We start from the raw sequence: 21,636 nt of genomic DNA, 5'->3' as shown, positions 1-21,636 counted from the left end.
TATTTTAGGTGTTTTTGCTTGAGTTTATTTCTTTTACTATTTCTTCTATGAAATCGTTAATTTGCATATCTTTAACTCCAGGTATGTAAAGTCCATGTTTATTTACAGGGATAAGATATTTTCTGCATTCTGTACTAAATATACATTCTGCCATGGTTGGCGTTATTTCACCTAACATACTGTTTGGGCATATTATTCCGATAGGACCTATTATACAATCAAGTTTTATAGTTTTACAGCAATAGCATATTGCACTTTCACCACTTGCACCTTCGTTTGCACCTGCTTTGACCATATTAGCAGTTGCAAATGCATTTGTACCTAATGCAAGTATTTCAATGCCTTCACCGATTGATTTTCTTAGCTTTTCTATTATAGTTTTTCCCATTCCACCACCTTGACCATCTATTACTGCAATTCTCATATTATCCTCCTACAAAATTAATGAGTTTTGTTAAGTATAAATTAACAAACTAATAATATTTAGTCAATTAGTTATTAATAAATGCAGAAAAAAATGATTATTAAAATAAAATTTAAAATCAAAGAATATATTTTACTATAAATAAGAATGAAGGAATGATTTTGGTGGATAAATTATTAATAGTAGCACTTTTTACAGAGTCTATATGGGAGACGATAAAACTTATTAAAAAGGAAAAAGGGCTAAATACAGATAGGATAGGAACAATAATAATAGGTATTTTTATTTGTATTTTAGCTAAAGTAGACTTTTTTAAGTTATTTGCTATAAATTTTAGTGTAGAATATTTTGGCTATATTCTTACAGGGCTTATAGTTAGCAGAGGCTCCAATTTTTTACATGACTTGTTTGGAAGTATAGATAAAATTTATCAAAACCAAAAAAAAGAATCAAAATAATGTATATTGCAATGATTGTTATTAGAGGTTAGAATTAAAAATGGAGGTGTTTTTATGGTTAAGCATGTAGTTGCTTGGAAGCTTAAAGATGAAGCAGAAGGAAACAATAAAGAAAAAAATGCAAAGATTATAAAGGAAAATCTTGAAAGGTTAAAAGATGTTATAAAGGAAATAAAACATATAGAGGTTGGGATTAATATCAACACTTCTAATGCAGCCTTTGACCTTGTGCTTTATTCTGAATTTGAAAACATTGAAGATTTAGAAAAATATCAAAATCATCCTGAACATGTTAAGGTGGCTGAATTTATTGCTAAGGTAAGGGAAGATAGGATAGTAGTTGATTATACAGCTTAATATACAAAAATAAGTCCTGTTATTTATTGTTAACAGGGCTTATTTTTTTCTTAAATTCTATTTTTTCAATAGCTTCTTCAAGGCACTGTTCTATGACTTCCTTTGTTATTTTATGAACATTTTTATTTTTCATACTTTTTCACCTTTCCTATATCCTTATATTTTGTAGAATATCTCTATATTATTTATATATAAAATTTATTACAATTTCTTATAAAAAAGTTTAAATTTATGTTAATTAAAGTTCAATTTTATGTAAATATTACAATTTGAACGATAATTAGAGATTTTTGAATGTATATATATTTTTTTTAAATGAAATAAGGTAATATAATTGTTTTTAATAATTTATAAAGAAATTTTTGGATTCTTTTATTTGTAATAATAATTTTAGAGTAATAAAATATGTAATATGATTTTTGGAGGTGAAGTTGTTATGGATGTATCAATGGAAGAAGTTATAAAGAATATAATTCATATCGATAAAAATGCAGCAGAACTTAAAAGAAATTTTGATAAAGAGCTTGAAGAGAGAAAAAAGAAAGTAAAGGAAGAAATTGAGCATTTAAGGGTTCAGATTGTAGAGAGTGAGCTTAAGAAAATCAAAAATAAGGAGAAAGAAGAAGAAGAAAAAGCTTTAGTTGATGCAGAAGCAATAAAGGCACAGTCTTATAAAATTTGTGAAGAAATGCAAAGAAAATTTGAAAAGCAAAAATGTGAATTGGTAAAGGAAATATTTAATCATATATTTATGCAGTCAGCATAATAAAGTAGCCAAAGACAGGTGATTTTATGAATAATGTTGTTAGATTTTCTGCAGTAAATACAAAAATACAAAGTATGTCAGGAAAACTTCTTAAAACTGAGGATTATAAAAAAATAATAAATTTAAAGTCAACAAGTGAAATAGCTGCTTATTTAAGAGACAATACTGCTTATGGGGAATTTTTTAAAGGAATAGATTTAGCTTATATTCATAGAGATGAGCTTGAAAGACATTTAAAGCAGGGACTTATAAACCACATGGATAAGCTAATTCATTACTTTAATGGGAATTATAGAAATTTTTTCAAGTGTTTTTATATGAAATATGAAATATATGATTTAAAAAAGGCTGCAAGGTTAGTACAAATAGATAAGTCCTATTCAAATCTCAGAGAAAATATGGTTTTTGCCGGTAAATATAGAAATATGGATGTTGAATCTATTGTTAAAGCCAAAAGTGTTGTAGAAATAATTCATGCTTTAGAAGGAACTGTATATGAGCCATTTCTTAAAAATCTCATTGATGGTAATGAAGACGAAAGCCTTTTTAGATTTGAAATGGCACTAGACAGGGCATTTTTTAGTGTTTTGGAAGGAAGCGTAAAAAAACTTGATAAACAGGATCAAAAGGCTTTTTTTGAGCTCTATGGATCATATATTGATATGCTCAATCTTCAATGGATATATAGAGGGAAAAAATACTATAATTTATTACCAGAGGAATTATTTAATTATACAATAAACAGGGGATATAGATTTAACTATTTAAAGATTAAGGAATTTTGCTATTCAAAAAATATAGAGGACTTTATAAGCAAAGTTAAGAAAACACCTTATTCATTCATGTTTAAAGAAGATGAAAGTCAGGAAATCTTTATGGAAAGAAGAATAAACAGATATATGTATTTTAGAACTAAATTTGCCAAAAGAAGATTTAAGCAGGATTTATCAGTAGTACTTGCCTATATGCAGTTAATAGAGTTTGAGATAAGAGATATTATTTCTATGATTGAAAATGTTAGATATGCCATGGACTTTGATGAAACAAAGAAATATTTGATTAAGGCAATATAATTGAGGTGATAAGGTGATATTTAATAAAAGGCAAACTGTTAACATAATTGGATATCAGGATGATAGTGACAGAGTGCTTAGAAATTTAGTTAAAAGTGAATATGTACAGTTTATTGATGCGAGAAAGGAAATAGAAAAAAGAGTAGATATTTTAAAAGAAGCCAAAGATATAATCAAAATTTATACCAATAACAATAATCTTATTGAAGATACTAAGCGAAAACTTGATGCGATTATAAAAATATTAGACATGAAATTAGTTCTCCCAAAGAATCAAAAAGTAGAAGAGTATGATTTTAATAAAGATATAGAAAAAATAAATGAAATTTATAGAGAAATATTAGATAAAAATAATGCTCTTTTAAAGCTTAAAAATGAATTAGAGGATTTAAAAAAGCTTAAAGAGTATTTGACTGTTAGTAAAGATGTTAGTGAAAATATTGACTCCTTAATAAATATGAATTATATAAGGTTTAAAGCAGGTAAACTAATAAAGTATAGTATGGATAAGATGAAGAAAAATTATGAAAATATTGCAGCAATAATATTTAAGGTCTATGAAAATAAGGATGAAGCTTTTTTATTTATTTTAATTCCAGAGGTTATGGAATTAGAAGTAAATAGAGTATTAAATTCGCTAAACTTTGAGGAATATAAATTTGAAATGGGCTCTGCTAAGTGCTTTAAAGAATACTTAGAAGCTTTAAAAAATAGAATAGAAATATTAAATAACAACATAATGTCTTTGAATGATGAATTATTGGTGATTAAAGAGAAGCTATATAAAGATATAATTAAGTACAAATTGCATTTAAATATAGAGATGCAAATGGAGAAAATTAAATCAAATGTAATAATGATAAACAATTTTTTTATAATTGCTGCAAGTATTTCTAAGGGAAAGAAAAAGGCAGTTGAAAGTTTGCTGGAACCTTTTAATGAAAGGCTCATAGTTAATTATTGTAATAATTGAATTTAAGTTCAAATTTTTGGGGTGGTAAAATGGCTGTAGAAAAAATGGAAATGATAAATATAATAGGTCAAATGAATGAAGTTGATAATATAGCGAGAAAGATAGTGCTTTCATCTTCTGTACACATGATAAATGCAATAAATGAAATTAATCAAAACAACTTTCCAATATTAAGGGCTCAAGACAATGTTGATGCTCTTGTTGACTTTAACTATATAAAACAATATAACAGCCAGAAAAATATTCAAGAGATTCAACGTAAAGTTGATGGCCTTTTCGATATATTTGGAATGAAAAAAAGAATTAGCTATAAATATTTAAAGGAAAAATATGAATTTAAAAATGATATTGATGAAATAAATAAATTATATGAGCTTGTAAAGGAAAAACATGAAAAGGTTATTAAGCTTAATGAAGAAAACGATGATATAGAGCGACTTGAACGGTATTTAAAGTATATAAAGAATATAAATATTAATCTTGATGAAATACTTGATATGAAATATATAAAGATGAAAATTGGTGTTATTCCAAAGTACAATGTTGATAAATTAAAAAAGAATTATGAAAATATATCAGCTATTATTTTTAAAGTATATAGTGATGCAGATATTGCTGTTTTAATGGCCTTTATACCATCACCCTTTGAGATAGAAGTTGATAGAGTTTTAATGTCTTTAAGTTTTGATGAATTTAAAATCAACATGAGATTCATTGGTACTCCTTCAAAGTGGCTTGAAAAGCTAAAAGATAGGAAAAATCAAATTAAAGATGAAATAAAATCTATAAAAGAACAACTTTTAGACATAAAAAATGATAATTTAAAAAATGTAGAAAGATATTATTCAAGGTTAATGATGGAATTTAAAATAGAAGAACTTAAAAGTTTTATAGCATGTACAGATGAGTTTTTTTATTTGACAGGTTGGATACCATCATTTAGGAAAAAGAATTTATTAAAGAGTTTAGAAGCAGAACATAAAAATCTAATTATAGTTTTTAAAGAAGCTAAAGATTTAAGGGAAGGGTTAAACCCTCCAACATGCCTTAGAAATGGCTATATGTTAACTCCTTTCGAATCAATTGTTAAAATGTATGGTATACCTTCATATAATGAACTTGATCCTACAGCTTTTGTTGGTATTAGCTATATGCTTTTATTTGGAGCAATGTTTGGTGATGTTGGACAAGGTTTGGTTCTATTTTTAATAGGAGAAATTTTAAATCGGTTTAAAAGGAGGCCTAATCTTGGTGGAGTCCTTGCAAGATTAGGTATAAGTTCTACTATATTTGGTTTTATATATGGAAGTGTATTTGGATATGAAAATATAATAAAGGAATTAGTTGTAAGACCTATGGAAGAAATAAATGTAATGCTTATAGCAGCAATAGTATTTGGAGTAATACTTCTTTCGATTGGTTATTTATATAATCTTATTAATTCATATAAAAGGCGGGACATTGAAAATGGAATATTTAGCAGAAATGGTGTAGCAGGGCTTTCTTTTTATTGGCTATTGCTTTATTATATTGTAGCTAAGGTGTTAAATAAAGATACATTTATTCCTTCAGGAGCTATTACTATTATTTTAATAACATTGATTATTATAATGGTTCTTAAAGAGCCTCTATCAAATTTGATAAAAGGTGTTAGACCTTTATATAGTGAATCTGTATATGATTATTACATTGAAGGTGGATTTGGAATACTTGAAACTCTTCTTAGTTTACTTAGCAATACATTATCCTTTATAAGGGTTGGTGCATTTGCAATTAACCATGTTGGGCTTTTTATTGCTTTTGCAACTCTTTCTAAAATGATGGCTAATAACATTGAAAGTACAGCTACTATGATACTTGGTAATGTTATAATTATTGGACTTGAAGGCCTTATAGTGTTCATTCAAGGATTAAGGCTTGAATATTATGAGCTTTTCAGCAAGTATTTTTCAGGTACAGGCTATGAATATAATCCCTGCTATTTAACAGCATCTATAGATAATGCTAAAAAACGTATAAATAGACTTAGTAAAAAACAACTAATACTAAACATTGAATAGGAGGATGAAAAAATGTATTATTTTGTATTAATCGCAACTTTAATTGTAATCGTAACTATAACAAAAGGAATTATAGATTTTCATAAAGGTGTTAAGGCAAATAAAAAGGTAGTAAAAAGAGCATTAAAAATTAATCTTTGCTCACTTATACCTGTTTTGACTGGGATTATTGTAACATCAATACCAAAGGTAGCTTATGCTGAAGGAGTTATGAGTAGTTCATCAGGCCTTGGATTTATTGCAGCTGCACTTTCAACAGGCCTTGCAGCAGTTGGAGCTGGTATTGCAGTTGCAGCTGTTGGATCATCAGCATTAGGTGCTGTATCTGAGGATCCAAAGATACTTGGTAAGACACTTATTTTTGTTGGTCTTGCAGAAGGTATTGCAATATATGGACTTATAATATCCATAATGATCTTAGGAAGATTATAGGAAGTGATTCTATGAATATATATCTTATTAGTGACAACAGGGATACTCTTGTTGGAATGAGGCTTGCAGGGATAAAAGGCACAATCGTAAATGAAAAAAAAGAAGCTGAAAAGCTCTTAGATAACCTTATAAAGGATAAGAATATATTAATTATAATAATTACAGAAAAATTAGCAGAAAAAATGAGGGATAAAATAAACAATATAAAACAAAAAATGAAGTCCCCTTTGATAGTTGAAATACCTGATAGACATGGAAGTATAAAGAGTGAAGATTATATAACTGGTTATGTAAGAGATTCTATAGGTATTAGGATATGAGGTGATTATATGATAACCATTGAAGAAAAACTAAATCTCTTTACTAAGCTAATATATGACAGAATAGAAAAGGAAAATGAGAATTTATTAAAAAAGTTTAATTTAGAATATGGTAATTTGATTGCTCAAAAGAAAGAAGAATTTGAAAAAGAAGCAAAGCAGCTAAGAGATGAAAGTGAAAAAAATATAATGAAACAAAAGCTACAGATAATATCTAAAGCAAAGGTTGAAGAAAAAAAGATAATACTTGAAAAAAGAAAAGAGATTTTTGACGAATTAATTAAAAATGTTATGGAATATTGCATAAAATTTACAGATTCTGATGAATATAAGAATATGTTTTTAAGAGACTTTAAAGGAGTCTTAGAAGAATTAAAAGATGCAAAAAATATTGAAGTTATATTAACATCAAAGGATATTGAAAGGTTTAAACAGGATATAATAAATATCTGTGGTGATAAGAAAGTAGAATTCTTATTAGATGATAATATAACAGGTGGTTTTATAATCAACTATAAAGAAGGTAATATGAGAATTGATATGTCTATGGCAAGCAGAGTAATTAATTCAAGGGAAATAATTGGTGAAAAGCTCTTTGAGGTATTACAATAGGTGGTGGTTATATGGACAAAATTCAAGGTACTATAACATATATTAATGGACCTGTTATAAAGGCTGATAATATGGAAATGTTTAAAATGAGAGAAATGGTTACAGTAGGAGAAAAAAGACTTATAGGAGAAGTTATATCTATTGATGGTGATATAGGGACTGTACAGGTTTATGAAGAAACTACAGGACTTAGAGTAGGAGAAAAAATAGAATCTACAGGTAAGCCTCTTTCTGTAAAGTTAGGTCCCGGAATTATTGGCAACATATTTGATGGCATACAAAGGCCTCTTAGTTTTATATATGAGAAATCAGGAGGTTTTATAAGTGAAGGTATTGGACTTGCGTCAATTGATTTAACTAAGAAATGGGAGGTTTCCATTAAGGTAAAAGAAGGAGACATTATAAACGAAGGAAGTATTTTTGGAACTGTTCAGGAAACACCTTTGATTGTTCATAAGCTTATGATTCCTCCAGACATTAGTGGGAAAATAGTTTATGCTATAGAATCAGGCTGTTATGATATGGAAGAAGTCCTTTTAAAGATAGATGACGGTAAAAAAATACATGATATAAAGATGTATCAGGAATGGCCAGTTAGAATCCCAAGACCTGTTAAAGAAAGGATGCCTATTCAAAAGCCTCTTATAACAGGACAAAGAGTTATTGATACATTTTTCCCTGTTGCAAAGGGAGGTACTGCAGCAATACCTGGAGGCTTTGGAACTGGAAAAACTATGACTCAGCATCAGCTGGCAAAATGGAGCGATGCAGATATTATTGTATATATAGGCTGTGGGGAAAGAGGAAATGAAATGACTGAGGTTTTAGAGGATTTCCCCAAGCTTATTGACCCTAATTCCAATCTTCCTTTAATGAATAGAACAATACTTATTGCTAATACTTCAAACATGCCGGTTGCTGCAAGAGAAGCATCTATTTATACAGGTATCACTATTGCTGAATATTTTAGGGATATGGGATATAATGTTGCAATTATGGCTGATTCTACATCAAGATGGGCAGAGGCTCTACGTGAAATATCAGGTCGTCTTGAGGAAATGCCTGCTGAGGAAGGTTATCCTGCATATCTTCCTTCAAGACTTGCTGAATTTTATGAAAGAGCAGGTTATGTAGAAACGCTTGGAGGAAATGAGGCATCAGTTACAATAATTGGTGCAGTATCCCCTGCTGGTGGGGATTTCTCTGAGCCAGTAACTCAAAATACTAAAAGGTTTGTTGGTGCATTTTTAGGTCTTGATAAAAAACTTGCCTATGCAAGGCATTATCCAGCTATTAATTGGCTTTCAAGTTACAGTGGATATCTGGCATCACTTGATGAATGGTATAGGGATAATGTTTCTTATGATATGATGAACCTTAGGGGTCAGATGCTAAGAGTTCTTCAAGAGGAAAGTAAACTTCTTGAAATAGTAAAACTTGTAGGAGAAGATGTTCTGCCTGATGAGCAAAGGCTTATACTTGAAGTTGCAAAACTTATAAAAATAGGCTATCTTCAGCAAAATGCATATCATAAGGATGATACTTATGTTCCACTTAATAAACAGTATAGAATGTTGAAAGTTATAAAGTTTTTTTATGAAAACGCAATTGAAGCAATAAAAAAAGGAATACCTGTATCAAAGATAAAAAATAGTGATGTTTATAATAAAATTTTAAAGATGAAATATTCTATCCCAAATGATTACAAAGATGATTTTGATATATTAGAAAAGGAAATAACAGAATACTTTAATAGCCTTATCGAAGCTTATGAGGGGTGATTTTATGAACATTATTAAGGAATATATACAGCTTGATAAAATAGAAGGTCCTCTTATTGTTTTATCTGGTGTAGAAAATGCTGCTTACGATGAAATAGTTGAAATAAAGACAAGTAGTGGTACAAAGCATGGGAAGGTTGTTCAACTTTATAAAGATAAGGCGATAGTACAGGTTTTTGAAACAACATCTGGTATGTCTGTTAAAGATGTTTCAGTAAGGTTTACAGGTAAACCACTTGAAATTACACTATCTAAAGATATTTTAGGCAGAGTTTTTAATGGTATTGGTGAGCCTATTGACGATGGAGGAGAAATATTTGGTGGAACCAAAATTAATGTAAATGGGCGTCCTATAAATCCTGTTGCAAGAAAATATCCAAGGAACTTTATACAGACGGGAATTTCAGCTATTGATGGGCTTACAACGTTGATTAGAGGTCAAAAACTTCCTATATTTTCAGGTAATGGACTACCACATAATCAAATTGCAGCACAGATTGTAAGACAGGCTAAAATATCCGAGAAAGAAGGTCAGGATTTTGCTGTAGTATTTGCTGCAATGGGTGTAAAGCATGACGATGCTCATTATTTTTTAAAAGCATTTGAGGAATCTGGAGTGTTAGAAAGGGTTGTAATGTTTTTAAATCTTGCTGATGATCCTATTGTTGAAAGAATTATAACCCCAAGATGTGCTTTAACTGCTGCTGAATATCTTGCTTTTAACCATAATATGCACATACTTGTTATAATGACAGATATCACAAGTTATTGTGAAGCCTTAAGAGAAATATCTTCAGCAAGGGAAGAAGTTCCAGGAAGAAAGGGTTATCCAGGATATCTTTATTCGGATCTTGCAAGTTTGTATGAAAGGGCAGGAATGATGGAAGGATCTTCTGGTTCCATAACTCAGATACCAATTCTTACTATGCCTAATGATGATATAACCCACCCAATTCCTGATTTAACAGGATATATTACAGAGGGCCAGATAGTATTAAGCAGAGAAATTTTTCAAAGGAATATTTATCCTCCAATAAACATACTTCCATCACTTTCAAGACTTATGAAGGATGGAATCGGGGAAGGATATACAAGAGAAGACCATCCATCAGTTTCAAGTCAGATTTTTTCATCATATTCAAGGGTTCAGGAAGTTATCGCATTATCTCAAGTTATTGGAGAAGATGAACTTTCTGATATAGATAAGAAATATCTTGAGTTTGGAAGGGCCTTTGAGGAAAGATTTTTGAAACAGGATTTTGAAGAGAATAGGAGCATTGAGGAAACTCTTGAAATAGCATGGGACATACTTTCAATACTTCCTAAAACTGAACTTGATAGAATTGATCCCAAAACGATAGATGCATATTACAGGGGGTGATTGAATGGATATAAATATCGCCCCAACAAAGTCTAATCTTATGAGTGCAAAGGCAACTTTAGAGTTTTCTAAAAAAGGATATGAGTTATTAGATCAAAAGAGAAATGTACTTATAAGGGAAATGATGAGCCTTATAGATAGAGCAAAGGAAATACAGTCAAAGGTTAAAGTAACATTTGAGGAAGCTTATGAGGCTTTAAGAATGGCTAATCTTACTATGGGAATTGCAGATGTTGAAGATATTGGAGATTCTACTCCTGAAGATAGTGAATTTGAAATACTATATAAAAGTGTTATGGGTGTAGAAATACCTAAGATAAAATATAAAAAGAAGGATGTACAGCCAGTTTATAGTTTTTATCAAACGAATGTGTCAATAGATGTTGCTTTTAAAAAGTTTCAGGAAATAAAATGGCTTATTTTAGAGCTTACTGAGGTTGAAAATTCTGTATACAAACTGGCAGTAGAAATAAAAAAGACTCAGAAAAGAGCTAATGCACTTGAAAACATACAAATACCAAAATATACTGATATAGTAAAATATATACAAGATGCTCTTGAAGAAAAGGATAGAGAAGATTTTTTCAGGTTAAAGGTTGTAAAAAAGAAAAGAATAAAGAAAAAAGTAAAAGCCTTTTAGAGGTTTTTACTTTTTTATATATCTTTTATATATGTTATTAAATTCTGTCCAGTTTCCTGTGTTGGTATCTCTCTGTATTGCAAGATTAAATCCATTTATTTCAGCACTCATTTTATCCGCATTATGTAAAGCTATAGCTTCAATTGTCATTGGAACTACGGGGGATCCCATCTCAAGTGTACCATGATGGGCTAATATACAATGTTTTAAGTCCAGCAGAAGATCATTAGGAAAATCTGCAATCTTATTAGCTTCAGCACTTATCAAATCAGTACCTAAATATATATGACCAAGCATTCTGCCTGCATCGGTATATTTATTCTCAGGAAAATTTGATAACTCAATAACTTTTCCTATATCATGTAGTAGAGAAGCAGTAACTGCCAAATCACGATTTATGTAATTATATATATTGCAGAGAAATATTACTATTTTTGTAACTTCAATAGTATGTTCCGCAAGGCCTCCAATATAAGCATGGTGTATTTCAGCACCAGCTGCTTTCAAATAAAAATTATTTATTATTTCAGGTAAGTTAAATATTGAATTTAATAAAGAATTTAATTTTGGATGTTTTACTGATGATATTAGTTTGTTTATTTCTATCTCAAGCTTTAAAGGATCTGTATTACAAGTTGGGGTTATTTGTTGTATTAGATCTTCATCAGGGTTTTCAATTTTCAATATTTTATCAATATGTATTTGTAGATTACCTTTAAAATCTTTAACTGTTCCCCATACATTTGCAAAGCATCCTGGAGTTATATTCACAGATATTTCATCTTTAAAATTCCAAATCTTGGCGTCATAATTCTTAATTCCGTGGCTTATTTGAAGATGATAGTATTCTTTTTTATTTTGACTTACTTTTTTGTAAATTTTTCTTACAATAAAAGGTTGACATTCAATTTTATCGTTAGGATTTAAGCATAGCATAAAATCACCTCTTTTTATATTATACATATTTTATAGTTTAAGTACATATACAACTAATTAATATTAACATAATTTTTATAGTCAATATTGCTTTTTTTAAAAAAAGTAGTATAATTATAATGTAATATTGACTGGGTGTGGCGCAGATGGTAGCGCGCTTGAATGGGGTTCAAGAGGTCGCTGGTTCAAGTCCAGTCACCCAGACCAATAAAAGCCTGTAACATCAAGAGTTACAGGCTTTAGTATTTTTGCTGAAATGTTTCCAGGGACGGTTACTTATTTCATACACAATGTCTGCAAAATTAGGGGGCAATCCATAAAATATTATGTTTATTTAATATAATAAGTAACCGTCCCTCATGTTACTCATGTTACTGTCATCTTTGACAAACCACAAACTTTTTCATGCATTCGTTGTGGCTACTTTTAGTCATGACCTGTTAATTATTAGAGTTAATATATATATATATATATAAACAACTTAATTAATATAAATTAAGAAAAAACTTTTGTAGAAACTTATTATTGAATAGAAGGATGACGGTGTTATAGTTATTTTATTAATATGGATTCTTTATATAATACTTTCTAAAATAGCTTGTCCATATTCTACTCTTATTTTTACTTACTGTATAAAAACTTTAAACTTTCCTTACAATTTGCATGAATATTTTATTAACTTATACCAAAAGCTTAACATACTTAACCTGTATTCTATATAAAAACAGCTATGCCTCTTGTCTTAATATATCATCCACTATATTTTTATATTTCTCTTCCTTTACAAGCTCCCTCCCAAGGGAACATAGCTTTGAAACGTTAGATTGCCCCATATTCCCAAGTATCCTGCATATATCGGCACATCTTAAATCACAAAACTTTCTTAACACAAAGCATAGTATTGCCTTCGCTTCCTTTGCCTCCTTTGCCCGCTTTATCCTTAGCATTAGCTTATCTACGTTGAATTTTTGTGATATTAATTCTATTATTTTATCAGGGGATAGATCCCTTACAAGGATTGTTCTCATGCTCCTATACTCTGTTCCTTCTTTCTTAAACTCTTCCCTTTGCGCATCAACAATACTTTTTACTTTAAATACAAAGTCTTTGTATATAGCCCTTGCTGTAGCTTCTTTTAGGCTAAACATGGATAATATAAATTTGTCATCTATAAGCTCAAATTCATCTGTCTTTTGCCCTAAGAATATGCCTAAAGATGAAAAGCGATAATCCTGTGGATTTTTATCGTAGCCTTTTAGGTCTGTTGCGTTAAAGTGAACGTAGGCTGTTAAGGCAAAGAGGTATCTATCATCCTTTACGATTAAGCTTTTGAACCTGTCTTGAAAGAGATGGCCACTTCTTTCATACCTTTTATTAAAATACATGGCATATTTATAGTTTACAAAGTGCATTATTTTTGAGATATCTGCACCGTTTGCATCTATAATAAAATGAGCATGATTATCCATAAGGCAATAGGAATAAACTCTAAATTCGAACTGTTCTTGGGCTTTTTTCATGTAGTCAAGGTATTTTATTTTATCCTTATCGTCTTTATAGAGGAGAACTTCGGATATGCTTTTTACCATAACATGATAAATAGAGTCATAGCTTTTTTGCCTTGCCATTCTTGGCATAAAAAAACACCTCCAACTTGGAATATATTTTTAGTATTATTTTTCCAAGTTGGAGGTTTGTTTATTCATAGAATTGGTGTAAATGTACCTTAAATGAGTAACAGGTCATGACTAAAAATAGCCACAACGACGGAATGAAAAAGTTTGTGTTTTTTCAAAGGTAACAGAAGGGACGGTTACTTATTATATTAAATAATAGACATAATATTTTATACATGTCCCCCTGATTTTGCAGATATTGTGTATGAAATAAGTAACCGTCCCTTGTCTTGAACTTTTTTCCTTTTTTGTAAATGGACATTTTCACACTAACCGTCCCCAAATACCACTAAAATGCAAAAATGCAGCCCTAAATGCTATTTCCAGAAATGCAAAATAGCTAAACTATAATTAACAAAAAACAACAATATAATAAAAAATCACAAAATGTCGCAAAAAATAGTATTTTTTTCTTTGAAATATATCATAGAATGGAGTAGAATGGAAAATGTTGAGAGTATTTAAACAAATTTAACATAAGAGGGAATAAGTTATGGAACGCACATATATTATTTTAAAAATTTTAGATTATGTGAAAGATAAGAATAAGATAGGTTATGATGAAATTTTAAGATATTTTCAAAGAAGAAATAATATGAATAACCTTATTATTGAACTAAATGATTGTATTTTTGATTTAATAATAGAGGGTATATTGAAAATAGGTATAGTGTATTCTTATGATAGTTGTTCATGTGAATATTTTATTGACAAAGAAAAATTGATGACGAAGATGAGTTATGAAAATAGTATAGCCAGTTAAAATATTATATAGTAGGCAAAAAATATAAAGAACAAACCCCTTCTATAATTTATATATTATATTATAAAAATAGTGGAGGGGTTGGGATGCTTCAAATTAAACAGATGTTTCTAACTAATAAAAATAGACCCAAAATTAAGCTAAAAAAACTTAAAGCTATAGTTGTTCATTGGACTGCTAATACAGGTAAAGGGGCAGATGCTGTTGCAAATAGAAATTATTTTAATTCAACAGATAGACTTGCATCTGCTCATTTTATAGTTGATGATCATCAAATAGTTCAATGTATACCTGAAGATGAAGTTGCATGGCATGTTGGGGCAGATAAATATAGAAGTGCCGGTGAAAAATTAAGTGAAGGCAGATACGGTCCGAACTATTTTACAATTGGTATTGAAATGTGTGTAAATAGTGATGGTAATTGGGGTAAGACCTATCAAAATACTGTAGAGCTTGTTAGTAATCTTTTAAAAAAATACAACCTTACAATTAATGATCTATATAGACACTATGACATAACAGGTAAAGATTGTCCTAAAATGCTGGTTGATGAAAATGAATGGTTAAAGTTTAAAAATGCAGTTAATAAGCTAATACAAAATCATATAGAAAATAATTCTACTGATAATAAGAGTGAATCAGAAAAAATGGGGATTGTTATAGCCAATATATTAAATTGTAGAGACCAACCATATATAACTGCTAAAATTAACGGTAAACTTAAAAAGGATACTAAAGTAAAAATATACGAAGAAAAAAACGGATGGTATCTTGTAAATAAAGATATACCTCAATGGGTTAGTAAAGAATATATAAAATTAGTATGAAACCTTTGGGTTTCTACTTTTTTTGTAATAATGTAATATCGTTTGCATAAACATTTTGTAGAATAATACAAATATATTGCAATTTGTAAAATTTAATATAGTTTGACAATTCCCAAAAAGCAGTATATAATAAAATTAATTAATGCAATCGATTGCACAAATGTTAATGTAATCGATAAAAATTTTAAAATATAAGGGGGGTATCTCATGAAAAGCATTAAAAAAGCATTATCATTACTTTGTATAATGTTAATGCTGATAAGTGTGCTTTCGGCATGTGAAAAGAAACAAGCTTCTAATGAAAATGCTCAACAACAACAGTCCGAGCAGCAACAGGTACAAGAGCAAAAGAAAGTTGAAATTGCCTTTTGGGAACAGGATGAAGCCAATGCCAGACAAGTACTTGATAATCTTATAGCAGAATTCCAAAGCCAGAATCCTAATATAACAATAAAAAGAACTCATTTTGAAACAGAGGATTTAAGAAAGAATTTTACATCGGCTTCTCTTGGGACAACCGGTCCAGACATAGTTTTAGGTCCTAATGATAACCTTGGTGTGTTTGTTCCAGGTAATCTTGTTCAGCCTACTGAGGATATTATGGGAGAAGATTTCTTTAAGAATTTTGATCAAGTTGCCCTTGCAGCTGCTAAATATTATGGGAAGCAGTATATGATTCCAGATAGAAATGGTAATGAACTTTGCCTTCTTTATAATAAAAAGTTAGTTCCTGAAGCTCCAAAAACTTTTGAAGAATTAATTTCAATATCTAAAAAACTTCAAAGTGAAAAGAAGGTTCAGTATGGGCTTGCATTTAACAAGGTTGAGCCATTCTTTACAGTTCCATTCCTTGGGGCATTTGGAGGACAAGTATTTGATGATGTTAATTCTCAATCACCAAAGGCTACTCTTGATACACCGGCTATGCTTGAATGGGCTAAATTCCTTGTAAAACTGCAAAATGATAAAATAATACCAAAAGAAGCAGATTATGATGTAGCAAGTAATCTTTTTAAAGAAGGAAAAGTTGCTTTCTTAATAAATGGTCCATGGGAATTTGGTACTTATGTTAAAGCAGGTATGGATCTTGGTATATGCCCAATACCATCTATAAATGGTAGATATCCTGCTCCTTATTCAGCAGTAAAAGGATATTGTATATCGGCATCAGTTACTGATCCAGATAAGAAGGCTGCTGTTAAAAAATTCCTTGAATTTGTAAATAGTAAAGATGCTCAGCTTAAGATGGTTGATGCTCATAAACAGCTTCCAACTAATATTGAAGCTCTTCAAGATTCTAAGATTACAAGCGATCCAATGATAGCTGCTCAAAAAGCTCAGCTTGAAAAATGTATTCCAATGCCAATTATAACTCAAATGAGAGCGGTATGGGATGCTATGAAGCCTGTTCAACAAGAACTCTTTGCAGGAAAGATAAAACCAGAGGACGCCCCAAAGAAGATGCAACAAAAGGCTGAAGAAGGAATAAAAGCATTAGGGTTTTAATACAAAGGGGGATATAATATCCCCCTTTTTAAGAAAGGAGGCTAAAAATGGAATTACAAACTTTGAAAGCTAAAAAACAAAAAATTGGCCATAGTAGAAATATGGCTCAAAGCAGGTGGACACCGTTTTTATTTTTGCTTCCTTCAATAATAGTACTATGTTTTATTGTACTTTATCCTCTTTTTTATGAGCTTTGGATATCCTTTAGAAATGTTACCTTACTAAACCTTAAAAGTGGGAAATACCCTTATATTGGATTAGAAAATTATAAATTGATTTTAAGCGATCCCCTATTTTATAGAACTCTTATTAGGACAATTGTTTGGACGATTGTAAACGTTTTTTTTCATGTTATCTTTGGATTATTTCTTGCTATATTGTTAAATAGAAAGCTACCAGGTAAAAGTATTATTAGAGTACTTTTAATTATTCCTTGGGCAATACCCCAGTATATTGGAGCTATTACATGGAGAGGAATGTTTAATATTGAATATGGAGCCGTAAACATATTGCTTACTAAAATTTTTGGTTCAGGAGCTGCAATTCCATGGCTCTCGGATTCTAAATGGTCTTTTATTGCAGCAATAATTACTAATATATGGCTTGGTGTCCCATTTATGATGATGACATGTCTTGGAGGGCTTCAGAGCATACCACAAGAATATTATGAAGCAGCAGATACAGACGGGGCATCAGGATGGCAGAAGTTTAAGAATATAACTTTACCTTTATTAAAACCTGTAATAACACCAGCTGTAGTACTTGGTACTGTATGGACTTTTAATATGATAAGTGTTATTTATGTAATAACTTATGGAGCTGAAACAGAGGAAGCACAGATACTTGTGTCTCTAGTATATAAAAAGGCATTCTCCTACTTTAGATATGGGTATTCAGCAGCACTTTCAGTTATAATATTCCTAATACTTCTATCCTTTAGTTCTATATTTATAAAATCTCAAAAGCTTGAGAATTAGGAGGAAATGTATTATGAGAAGCGAGAAATTTGAAAGAGGAGATTCTATTATTAAAATAATACTTATATATATTACACTTGGAATATTCTGTGCCATCTCTGTATATCCAGCCTTAAATATTTTATCTATATCATTGAGATCTTCAAGCAGTCTTTTTTCAACTTCTCTAAAGATTATACCCGATAATGCTACTTTCAAGAATTATATAAATGCTTTTGTAAAATATGACCTTTTAAAGTGGCTTGTAAATAGCCTTATAATATCAAGTCTTACAGCTATTTTCGGTGTGATTTTGTCTGTAACAGCAGGTTATGCTTTTTCAAGATTTGATTTTTTTGGTAAGAAGATGGGGCTTAGCATGCTTCTTGTAACACAAATGTTCCCAGCAACTATGACATTACTACCTTTGTATATAATGTTAATTCACTATGGACTTTCAAATAGTTTTATTGGACTTGTGATAGTATATACTTCTACAACAATACCTTTTAATATTTGGATTTTAAAAGGATATTTTGATACTATTCCTAAATCCCTTGAAGAAAGTGCTTATGTTGATGGTGCAAATATAACAAAATCATTTTATTTAATAACGCTACCTCTTGCAGCACCAGCTATAGCCTTAAGTGCATTATTTTCCTTTATGGGTGCATGGTCAGAATATATAGTAGCAAGGGTTATTATAACATCTTCACAAAAACTAACCCTTCCTATTGGTCTTACAAATATGATGGGACAATTTACAACTGATTGGGGTATTTATTCTGCAGCAGCACTTATTACTGCAATTCCTGTAATGATAATATTTATATGCTTGTCAAAATATCTTGTTGGAGGATTGACACTTGGAAGTGTAAAAGGTTAAAATACAGTAAGAATAGGATAAAAATGAAATATGGTGGGAGTTGGTTTTGGTGACTGCTACAATTAAGGATGTAGCAAAAATTGCAAAAGTTTCTCCATCTACTGTATCAAGAGTAATTGCTGATAGCCCAAGAATAAGCAAAGAAACTAAATTAAGAGTTGAGCAGGCAATAAAAGAGCTCAATTATCATCCAAACATTATAGCAAGAAGTCTTGCAAACAAATCCACAAAGATACTTGGACTTATAATACCAAACACATCTGAAGACCTATTTAAAAATCCTTTTTTCATTCAAGTAATGACAGGGATGAGTATTTATGCTCAAAAGCGTGGATATTATATAATGTATAGTTATAGCAAACAAGAAGATGAGGAACTTAAGTTTTTAAAAAATTATTCAAACAGTAAGCTTGTAGATGGCTTTATTTTACTTACATCAAAGAAGGATGACAAATGCATAGAATTTTTAAAGAAAAACAAATATCCTTTTGTAGTTGTTGGAAGACCAGAAGATATAAATAATGTTCTGTGGGTTGATAATGATAATTTTAAAGCTATGTATAATGTTGTTGATATGTTTATACAAAAAGGCCATAAGGATATAGCTTTTATTGGTGGGCCTAAGGAATTTAATATGTCCAAGGATAGACTTGAAGGATACAAAAAAGCTCTTGAAGTTCATGGGATTTTTGTAGATGATAATATGATAGTGCAGGAGACTAATTTTAATGAGGTTTGCGGATATAATGCAATGAGTCAAATTTTAAAATATAAAATTCCAACTGCAGTTGCTACAACTGATGACTTACTTGCCTTTGGGGCGTTAAGGGCGATTAGTGAATTAACAGATAAAAAGATTGCTATTGCAGGTTTTAATAATACTCCTTTATCTGTATATCAAAATCCGCCTCTTTCATCAGTAGATATAAATGCAGAGGAGCTTGGATATTGTGCAGCAAAGCTTCTTATAGGTAAACTTGAAAATGAGCTTATTTCAACTAATCATTATATAGTTGAAACAAAATTTATAGAAAGAGAATCAACAAAATAGGCACTAAGAAGTGTCTGTTTTGTTTTTTTATTTCCTTCAGCCGCTATTACAAATTTTTATTGTAGCTGACGATATAATATTATAAAAGCCAGAAATAGTTAATTATGCTATTTCTGGCATACATACTAATATTTTGTATACATCTTTTGATAATATTCTTCAATCATTCTCTTCATTGAAAAATAGTCTTTAGTACTTAAGATGCTATTCTTCATCATTTCAATCCATTTACTTTTGTTGTTATAATACGTTGGTATAACATCGTTTAGTAGCACATTATATAATTTGATAAGGTCATTTTTATCAAGTTCCTCATCATTTTCACTTTCAAAACCGTCTCCAAATTGCCAGCCGTTTATACCATGCTGACATGCTTCAGGCCACCATCCATCAAGTGTGCTCAAATTTAAAACACCATTCATTGCTGCCTTCATTCCTGATGTTCCACTTGCTTCTTTTGGCCTTCTTGGGTTATTAAGCCATACATCTGAACCTCTTGTAAGCATTTTGCCAATAGACATGTCATAGTTTTCAAGAAATACTACTGATTCAGGATATTTTTTTGAGATTGAAACTATGTTTTCGATGATTTTTTTACCTGTATCATCAAGAGGATGAGCTTTACCTGCATAAACCATTTGGATTTTCTTTTCTTTTAATAAAGGCTCTATCACATTAAGATCAGAAAATATTAAGTTGCTTCGTTTATAAGGTGCTGCACGCCTTGAAAAACCAATTAAAAGGATATATGGATCAAGTTTTACCCCATTTCTTTCATAAATGAAATCTATTAAAGCTTTTTTGTTTTTTATATGGCATTCCCATATATCCCCATTTCCTTCAGAAGCCTTTAAAATATCTTCATCGACCCATGTGGGTATGTGTATTGCATTTGTAATACCTATTATTGGTGATTTATCCTGTATGTCTTTCCACATCTTATTTGCAGTTATTTCATGGAGCTTAGAAACGGCATTTGAAATTCTTGAGGTTCTAAGGGCAGCTACTGTCATATTAAAAGGATCTCCACCTAATTGAACCATTTGTTCTAATGAAAGTCCATTATTTGCTCCCATGTACATAATGCAATCTAATGTATGGGATTCATTTCCTTCAACTATTGGTGTGTGGGTTGTGAAAACTACTTCTTCCCTTGTTTGTTTTAGAGCATCTTCAAAGGATAGACCTTTATCCATCTTTTCTCTTATAAGTTCTAATGCAGCAAATACAGCATGCCCTTCATTAAAATGATATACATCAACATCAATTCCAAGTGCTCTTAAAGCCTTTATTCCTCCAATTCCAAGTACCATCTCCTGAGCAATTCTTTCTTCCTTGAACCATCCGTAGAGCTGTCCTGTTATCCATTTATCTTCGTTTTCAGGTAAGTCAGTATCAAGAAGATATAAAGGTACGTTGCCAAATTTATCAACTTTCCATACTTTGCAAACTACATCTCTTTTTCTTATTTTTACAGTAATTTTTATATTTGTATCCTCTAAAAAGTTATATTCATAGTTATGGTAAGAGTCATAAGGTTTACCATTTTTATCAATCATCTGATCAGTATAGCCTTGCTTCCATTTAATACCTATTGGAATTATTGGAAAATTATAGTCTTTAGCTGCTTTTATATAATCTCCAGCTAATATACCAAGTCCTCCAGCATAGGTTTTCATGGATGCATCAAGACCATATTCCATTGAAAAATATGCAACTTTAGGTAGAGCATTCAAATTCAAGATATATCCCTCCATC

General features: G+C 30.2%; 22 protein-coding genes and 1 tRNA gene. 19 read left to right on the top strand and 4 right to left on the bottom strand.

Translation table 11 applies throughout. The features are described from left to right. Positions 1–4: 4 nt before the first annotated feature. Positions 5–424, bottom strand: a complete 420-nt coding sequence (locus FDN13_RS04575; protein WP_138979123.1) for a DUF3842 family protein — start codon at positions 422–424, stop codon at positions 5–7. Between the two features lie 161 nt (positions 425–585). Here FDN13_RS04575 and FDN13_RS04570 point away from each other — a divergent pair, with 161 nt between their 5' ends. The 12 genes from FDN13_RS04570 (at position 586) to FDN13_RS04515 (ending at position 11,277) form a co-directional block, all read left to right on the top strand. Further along, the gene (locus FDN13_RS04570; RefSeq protein WP_138979122.1) at positions 586–882 is read left to right on the top strand and encodes a hypothetical protein; all 297 of its coding nucleotides are present in this window, start codon (positions 586–588) and stop codon (positions 880–882) included. A gap of 54 nt (positions 883–936) precedes the next feature. Continuing rightward, on the top strand, positions 937–1,239 hold the full coding sequence (locus FDN13_RS04565) for a Dabb family protein (protein ID WP_138979121.1): 303 nt from the start codon (positions 937–939) through the stop codon (positions 1,237–1,239). 436 nt (positions 1,240–1,675) lie between these two features. Continuing rightward, positions 1,676–2,005 (top strand): hypothetical protein, encoded by a 330-nt coding sequence (locus FDN13_RS04560; RefSeq protein WP_138979120.1) that lies wholly within the window; start codon positions 1,676–1,678, stop codon positions 2,003–2,005. Positions 2,006–2,031: 26 nt separating this feature from the next. Next, entirely contained in the window at positions 2,032–3,078 is a 1,047-nt protein-coding gene (locus FDN13_RS04555) for a V-type ATPase subunit (RefSeq protein ID WP_138979119.1), read from the top strand. A gap of 13 nt (positions 3,079–3,091) precedes the next feature. After that, positions 3,092–4,051 (top strand): hypothetical protein, encoded by a 960-nt coding sequence (locus tag FDN13_RS04550; protein WP_138979118.1) that lies wholly within the window; start codon positions 3,092–3,094, stop codon positions 4,049–4,051. 29 nt (positions 4,052–4,080) lie between these two features. Further along, positions 4,081–6,111 carry a V-type ATP synthase subunit I gene (locus FDN13_RS04545; protein ID WP_138979117.1) on the top strand — a complete coding sequence of 677 codons (2,031 nt, stop codon included), beginning with the start codon at positions 4,081–4,083 and terminating at the stop codon, positions 6,109–6,111. 12 nt (positions 6,112–6,123) lie between these two features. Further along, positions 6,124–6,543, top strand: coding sequence for an ATP synthase subunit C (locus FDN13_RS04540; protein WP_138979116.1), 420 nt, complete (start codon positions 6,124–6,126; stop codon positions 6,541–6,543). Between the two features lie 11 nt (positions 6,544–6,554). Continuing rightward, complete coding sequence (locus tag FDN13_RS04535; RefSeq protein ID WP_138979115.1) at positions 6,555–6,863, top strand: V-type ATP synthase subunit F; 309 nt, start codon at positions 6,555–6,557, stop codon at positions 6,861–6,863. 9 nt (positions 6,864–6,872) lie between these two features. Beyond that, positions 6,873–7,475, top strand: a complete 603-nt coding sequence (locus FDN13_RS04530; protein ID WP_138979114.1) for a V-type ATP synthase subunit E — start codon at positions 6,873–6,875, stop codon at positions 7,473–7,475. A gap of 11 nt (positions 7,476–7,486) precedes the next feature. Beyond that, complete coding sequence (locus tag FDN13_RS04525) at positions 7,487–9,256, top strand: V-type ATP synthase subunit A (protein ID WP_138979113.1); 1,770 nt, start codon at positions 7,487–7,489, stop codon at positions 9,254–9,256. Positions 9,257–9,266: 10 nt separating this feature from the next. Then, positions 9,267–10,637: a V-type ATP synthase subunit B gene (locus FDN13_RS04520; RefSeq protein ID WP_138981020.1), complete on the top strand. Its 1,371-nt coding sequence runs from the start codon at positions 9,267–9,269 to the stop codon at positions 10,635–10,637. A 4-nt stretch (positions 10,638–10,641) separates the two neighbouring features. Beyond that, positions 10,642–11,277 (top strand): V-type ATP synthase subunit D, encoded by a 636-nt coding sequence (locus tag FDN13_RS04515; protein ID WP_138979112.1) that lies wholly within the window; start codon positions 10,642–10,644, stop codon positions 11,275–11,277. A gap of 6 nt (positions 11,278–11,283) precedes the next feature. Here the strand turns inward: FDN13_RS04515 and FDN13_RS04510 are convergent, their stop codons facing one another. Next, complete coding sequence (locus tag FDN13_RS04510) at positions 11,284–12,213, bottom strand: 3'-5' exoribonuclease YhaM family protein (protein WP_168190073.1); 930 nt, start codon at positions 12,211–12,213, stop codon at positions 11,284–11,286. Between the two features lie 131 nt (positions 12,214–12,344). On the opposite strand from FDN13_RS04510, the gene FDN13_RS04505 reads away from it, so the two are divergent. Then, positions 12,345–12,420, top strand: a tRNA-Pro gene (locus tag FDN13_RS04505). A gap of 521 nt (positions 12,421–12,941) precedes the next feature. Here FDN13_RS04505 and FDN13_RS04500 read toward each other — a convergent pair. Continuing rightward, positions 12,942–13,850 carry a transposase gene (locus tag FDN13_RS04500; protein ID WP_138979110.1) on the bottom strand — a complete coding sequence of 303 codons (909 nt, stop codon included), beginning with the start codon at positions 13,848–13,850 and terminating at the stop codon, positions 12,942–12,944. Between the two features lie 532 nt (positions 13,851–14,382). Here FDN13_RS04500 and FDN13_RS04495 point away from each other — a divergent pair. The 6 genes from FDN13_RS04495 (at position 14,383) to FDN13_RS04470 (ending at position 19,878) form a co-directional block, all read left to right on the top strand. Continuing rightward, a complete protein-coding gene (locus FDN13_RS04495; protein WP_138979109.1) occupies positions 14,383–14,652 on the top strand; it encodes a hypothetical protein in 270 nt (89 codons plus the stop codon). 86 nt (positions 14,653–14,738) lie between these two features. Then, entirely contained in the window at positions 14,739–15,479 is a 741-nt protein-coding gene (locus FDN13_RS04490; RefSeq protein ID WP_138979108.1) for an N-acetylmuramoyl-L-alanine amidase, read from the top strand. Between the two features lie 207 nt (positions 15,480–15,686). Further along, positions 15,687–16,985, top strand: a complete 1,299-nt coding sequence (locus FDN13_RS04485; protein WP_138979107.1) for a sugar ABC transporter substrate-binding protein — start codon at positions 15,687–15,689, stop codon at positions 16,983–16,985. Between the two features lie 47 nt (positions 16,986–17,032). Then, positions 17,033–17,962 (top strand): carbohydrate ABC transporter permease, encoded by a 930-nt coding sequence (locus tag FDN13_RS04480; protein ID WP_207670907.1) that lies wholly within the window; start codon positions 17,033–17,035, stop codon positions 17,960–17,962. Positions 17,963–17,975: 13 nt separating this feature from the next. Next, positions 17,976–18,827, top strand: a complete 852-nt coding sequence (locus FDN13_RS04475) for a sugar ABC transporter permease (protein WP_138979106.1) — start codon at positions 17,976–17,978, stop codon at positions 18,825–18,827. Positions 18,828–18,876: 49 nt separating this feature from the next. Next, complete coding sequence (locus tag FDN13_RS04470; RefSeq protein WP_138979105.1) at positions 18,877–19,878, top strand: LacI family DNA-binding transcriptional regulator; 1,002 nt, start codon at positions 18,877–18,879, stop codon at positions 19,876–19,878. Between the two features lie 125 nt (positions 19,879–20,003). On the opposite strand, the gene glgP is transcribed toward FDN13_RS04470, so the two are convergent. Further along, the gene (gene glgP, locus FDN13_RS04465; protein WP_435369330.1) at positions 20,004–21,620 is read right to left on the bottom strand and encodes an alpha-glucan family phosphorylase; all 1,617 of its coding nucleotides are present in this window, start codon (positions 21,618–21,620) and stop codon (positions 20,004–20,006) included. Between the last annotated feature and the right edge of the window lie 16 nt (positions 21,621–21,636).

It is taken from the genome of Caloramator sp. E03 (genome assembly GCF_006016075.1).
In the GTDB taxonomy this organism is placed as follows: Bacteria; Bacillota; Clostridia; order Clostridiales; family Caloramatoraceae; genus Caloramator_B.
Note: the sequence above shows the minus strand (reverse complement) of the source record. Positions and strands in the feature narration are given on the sequence as shown.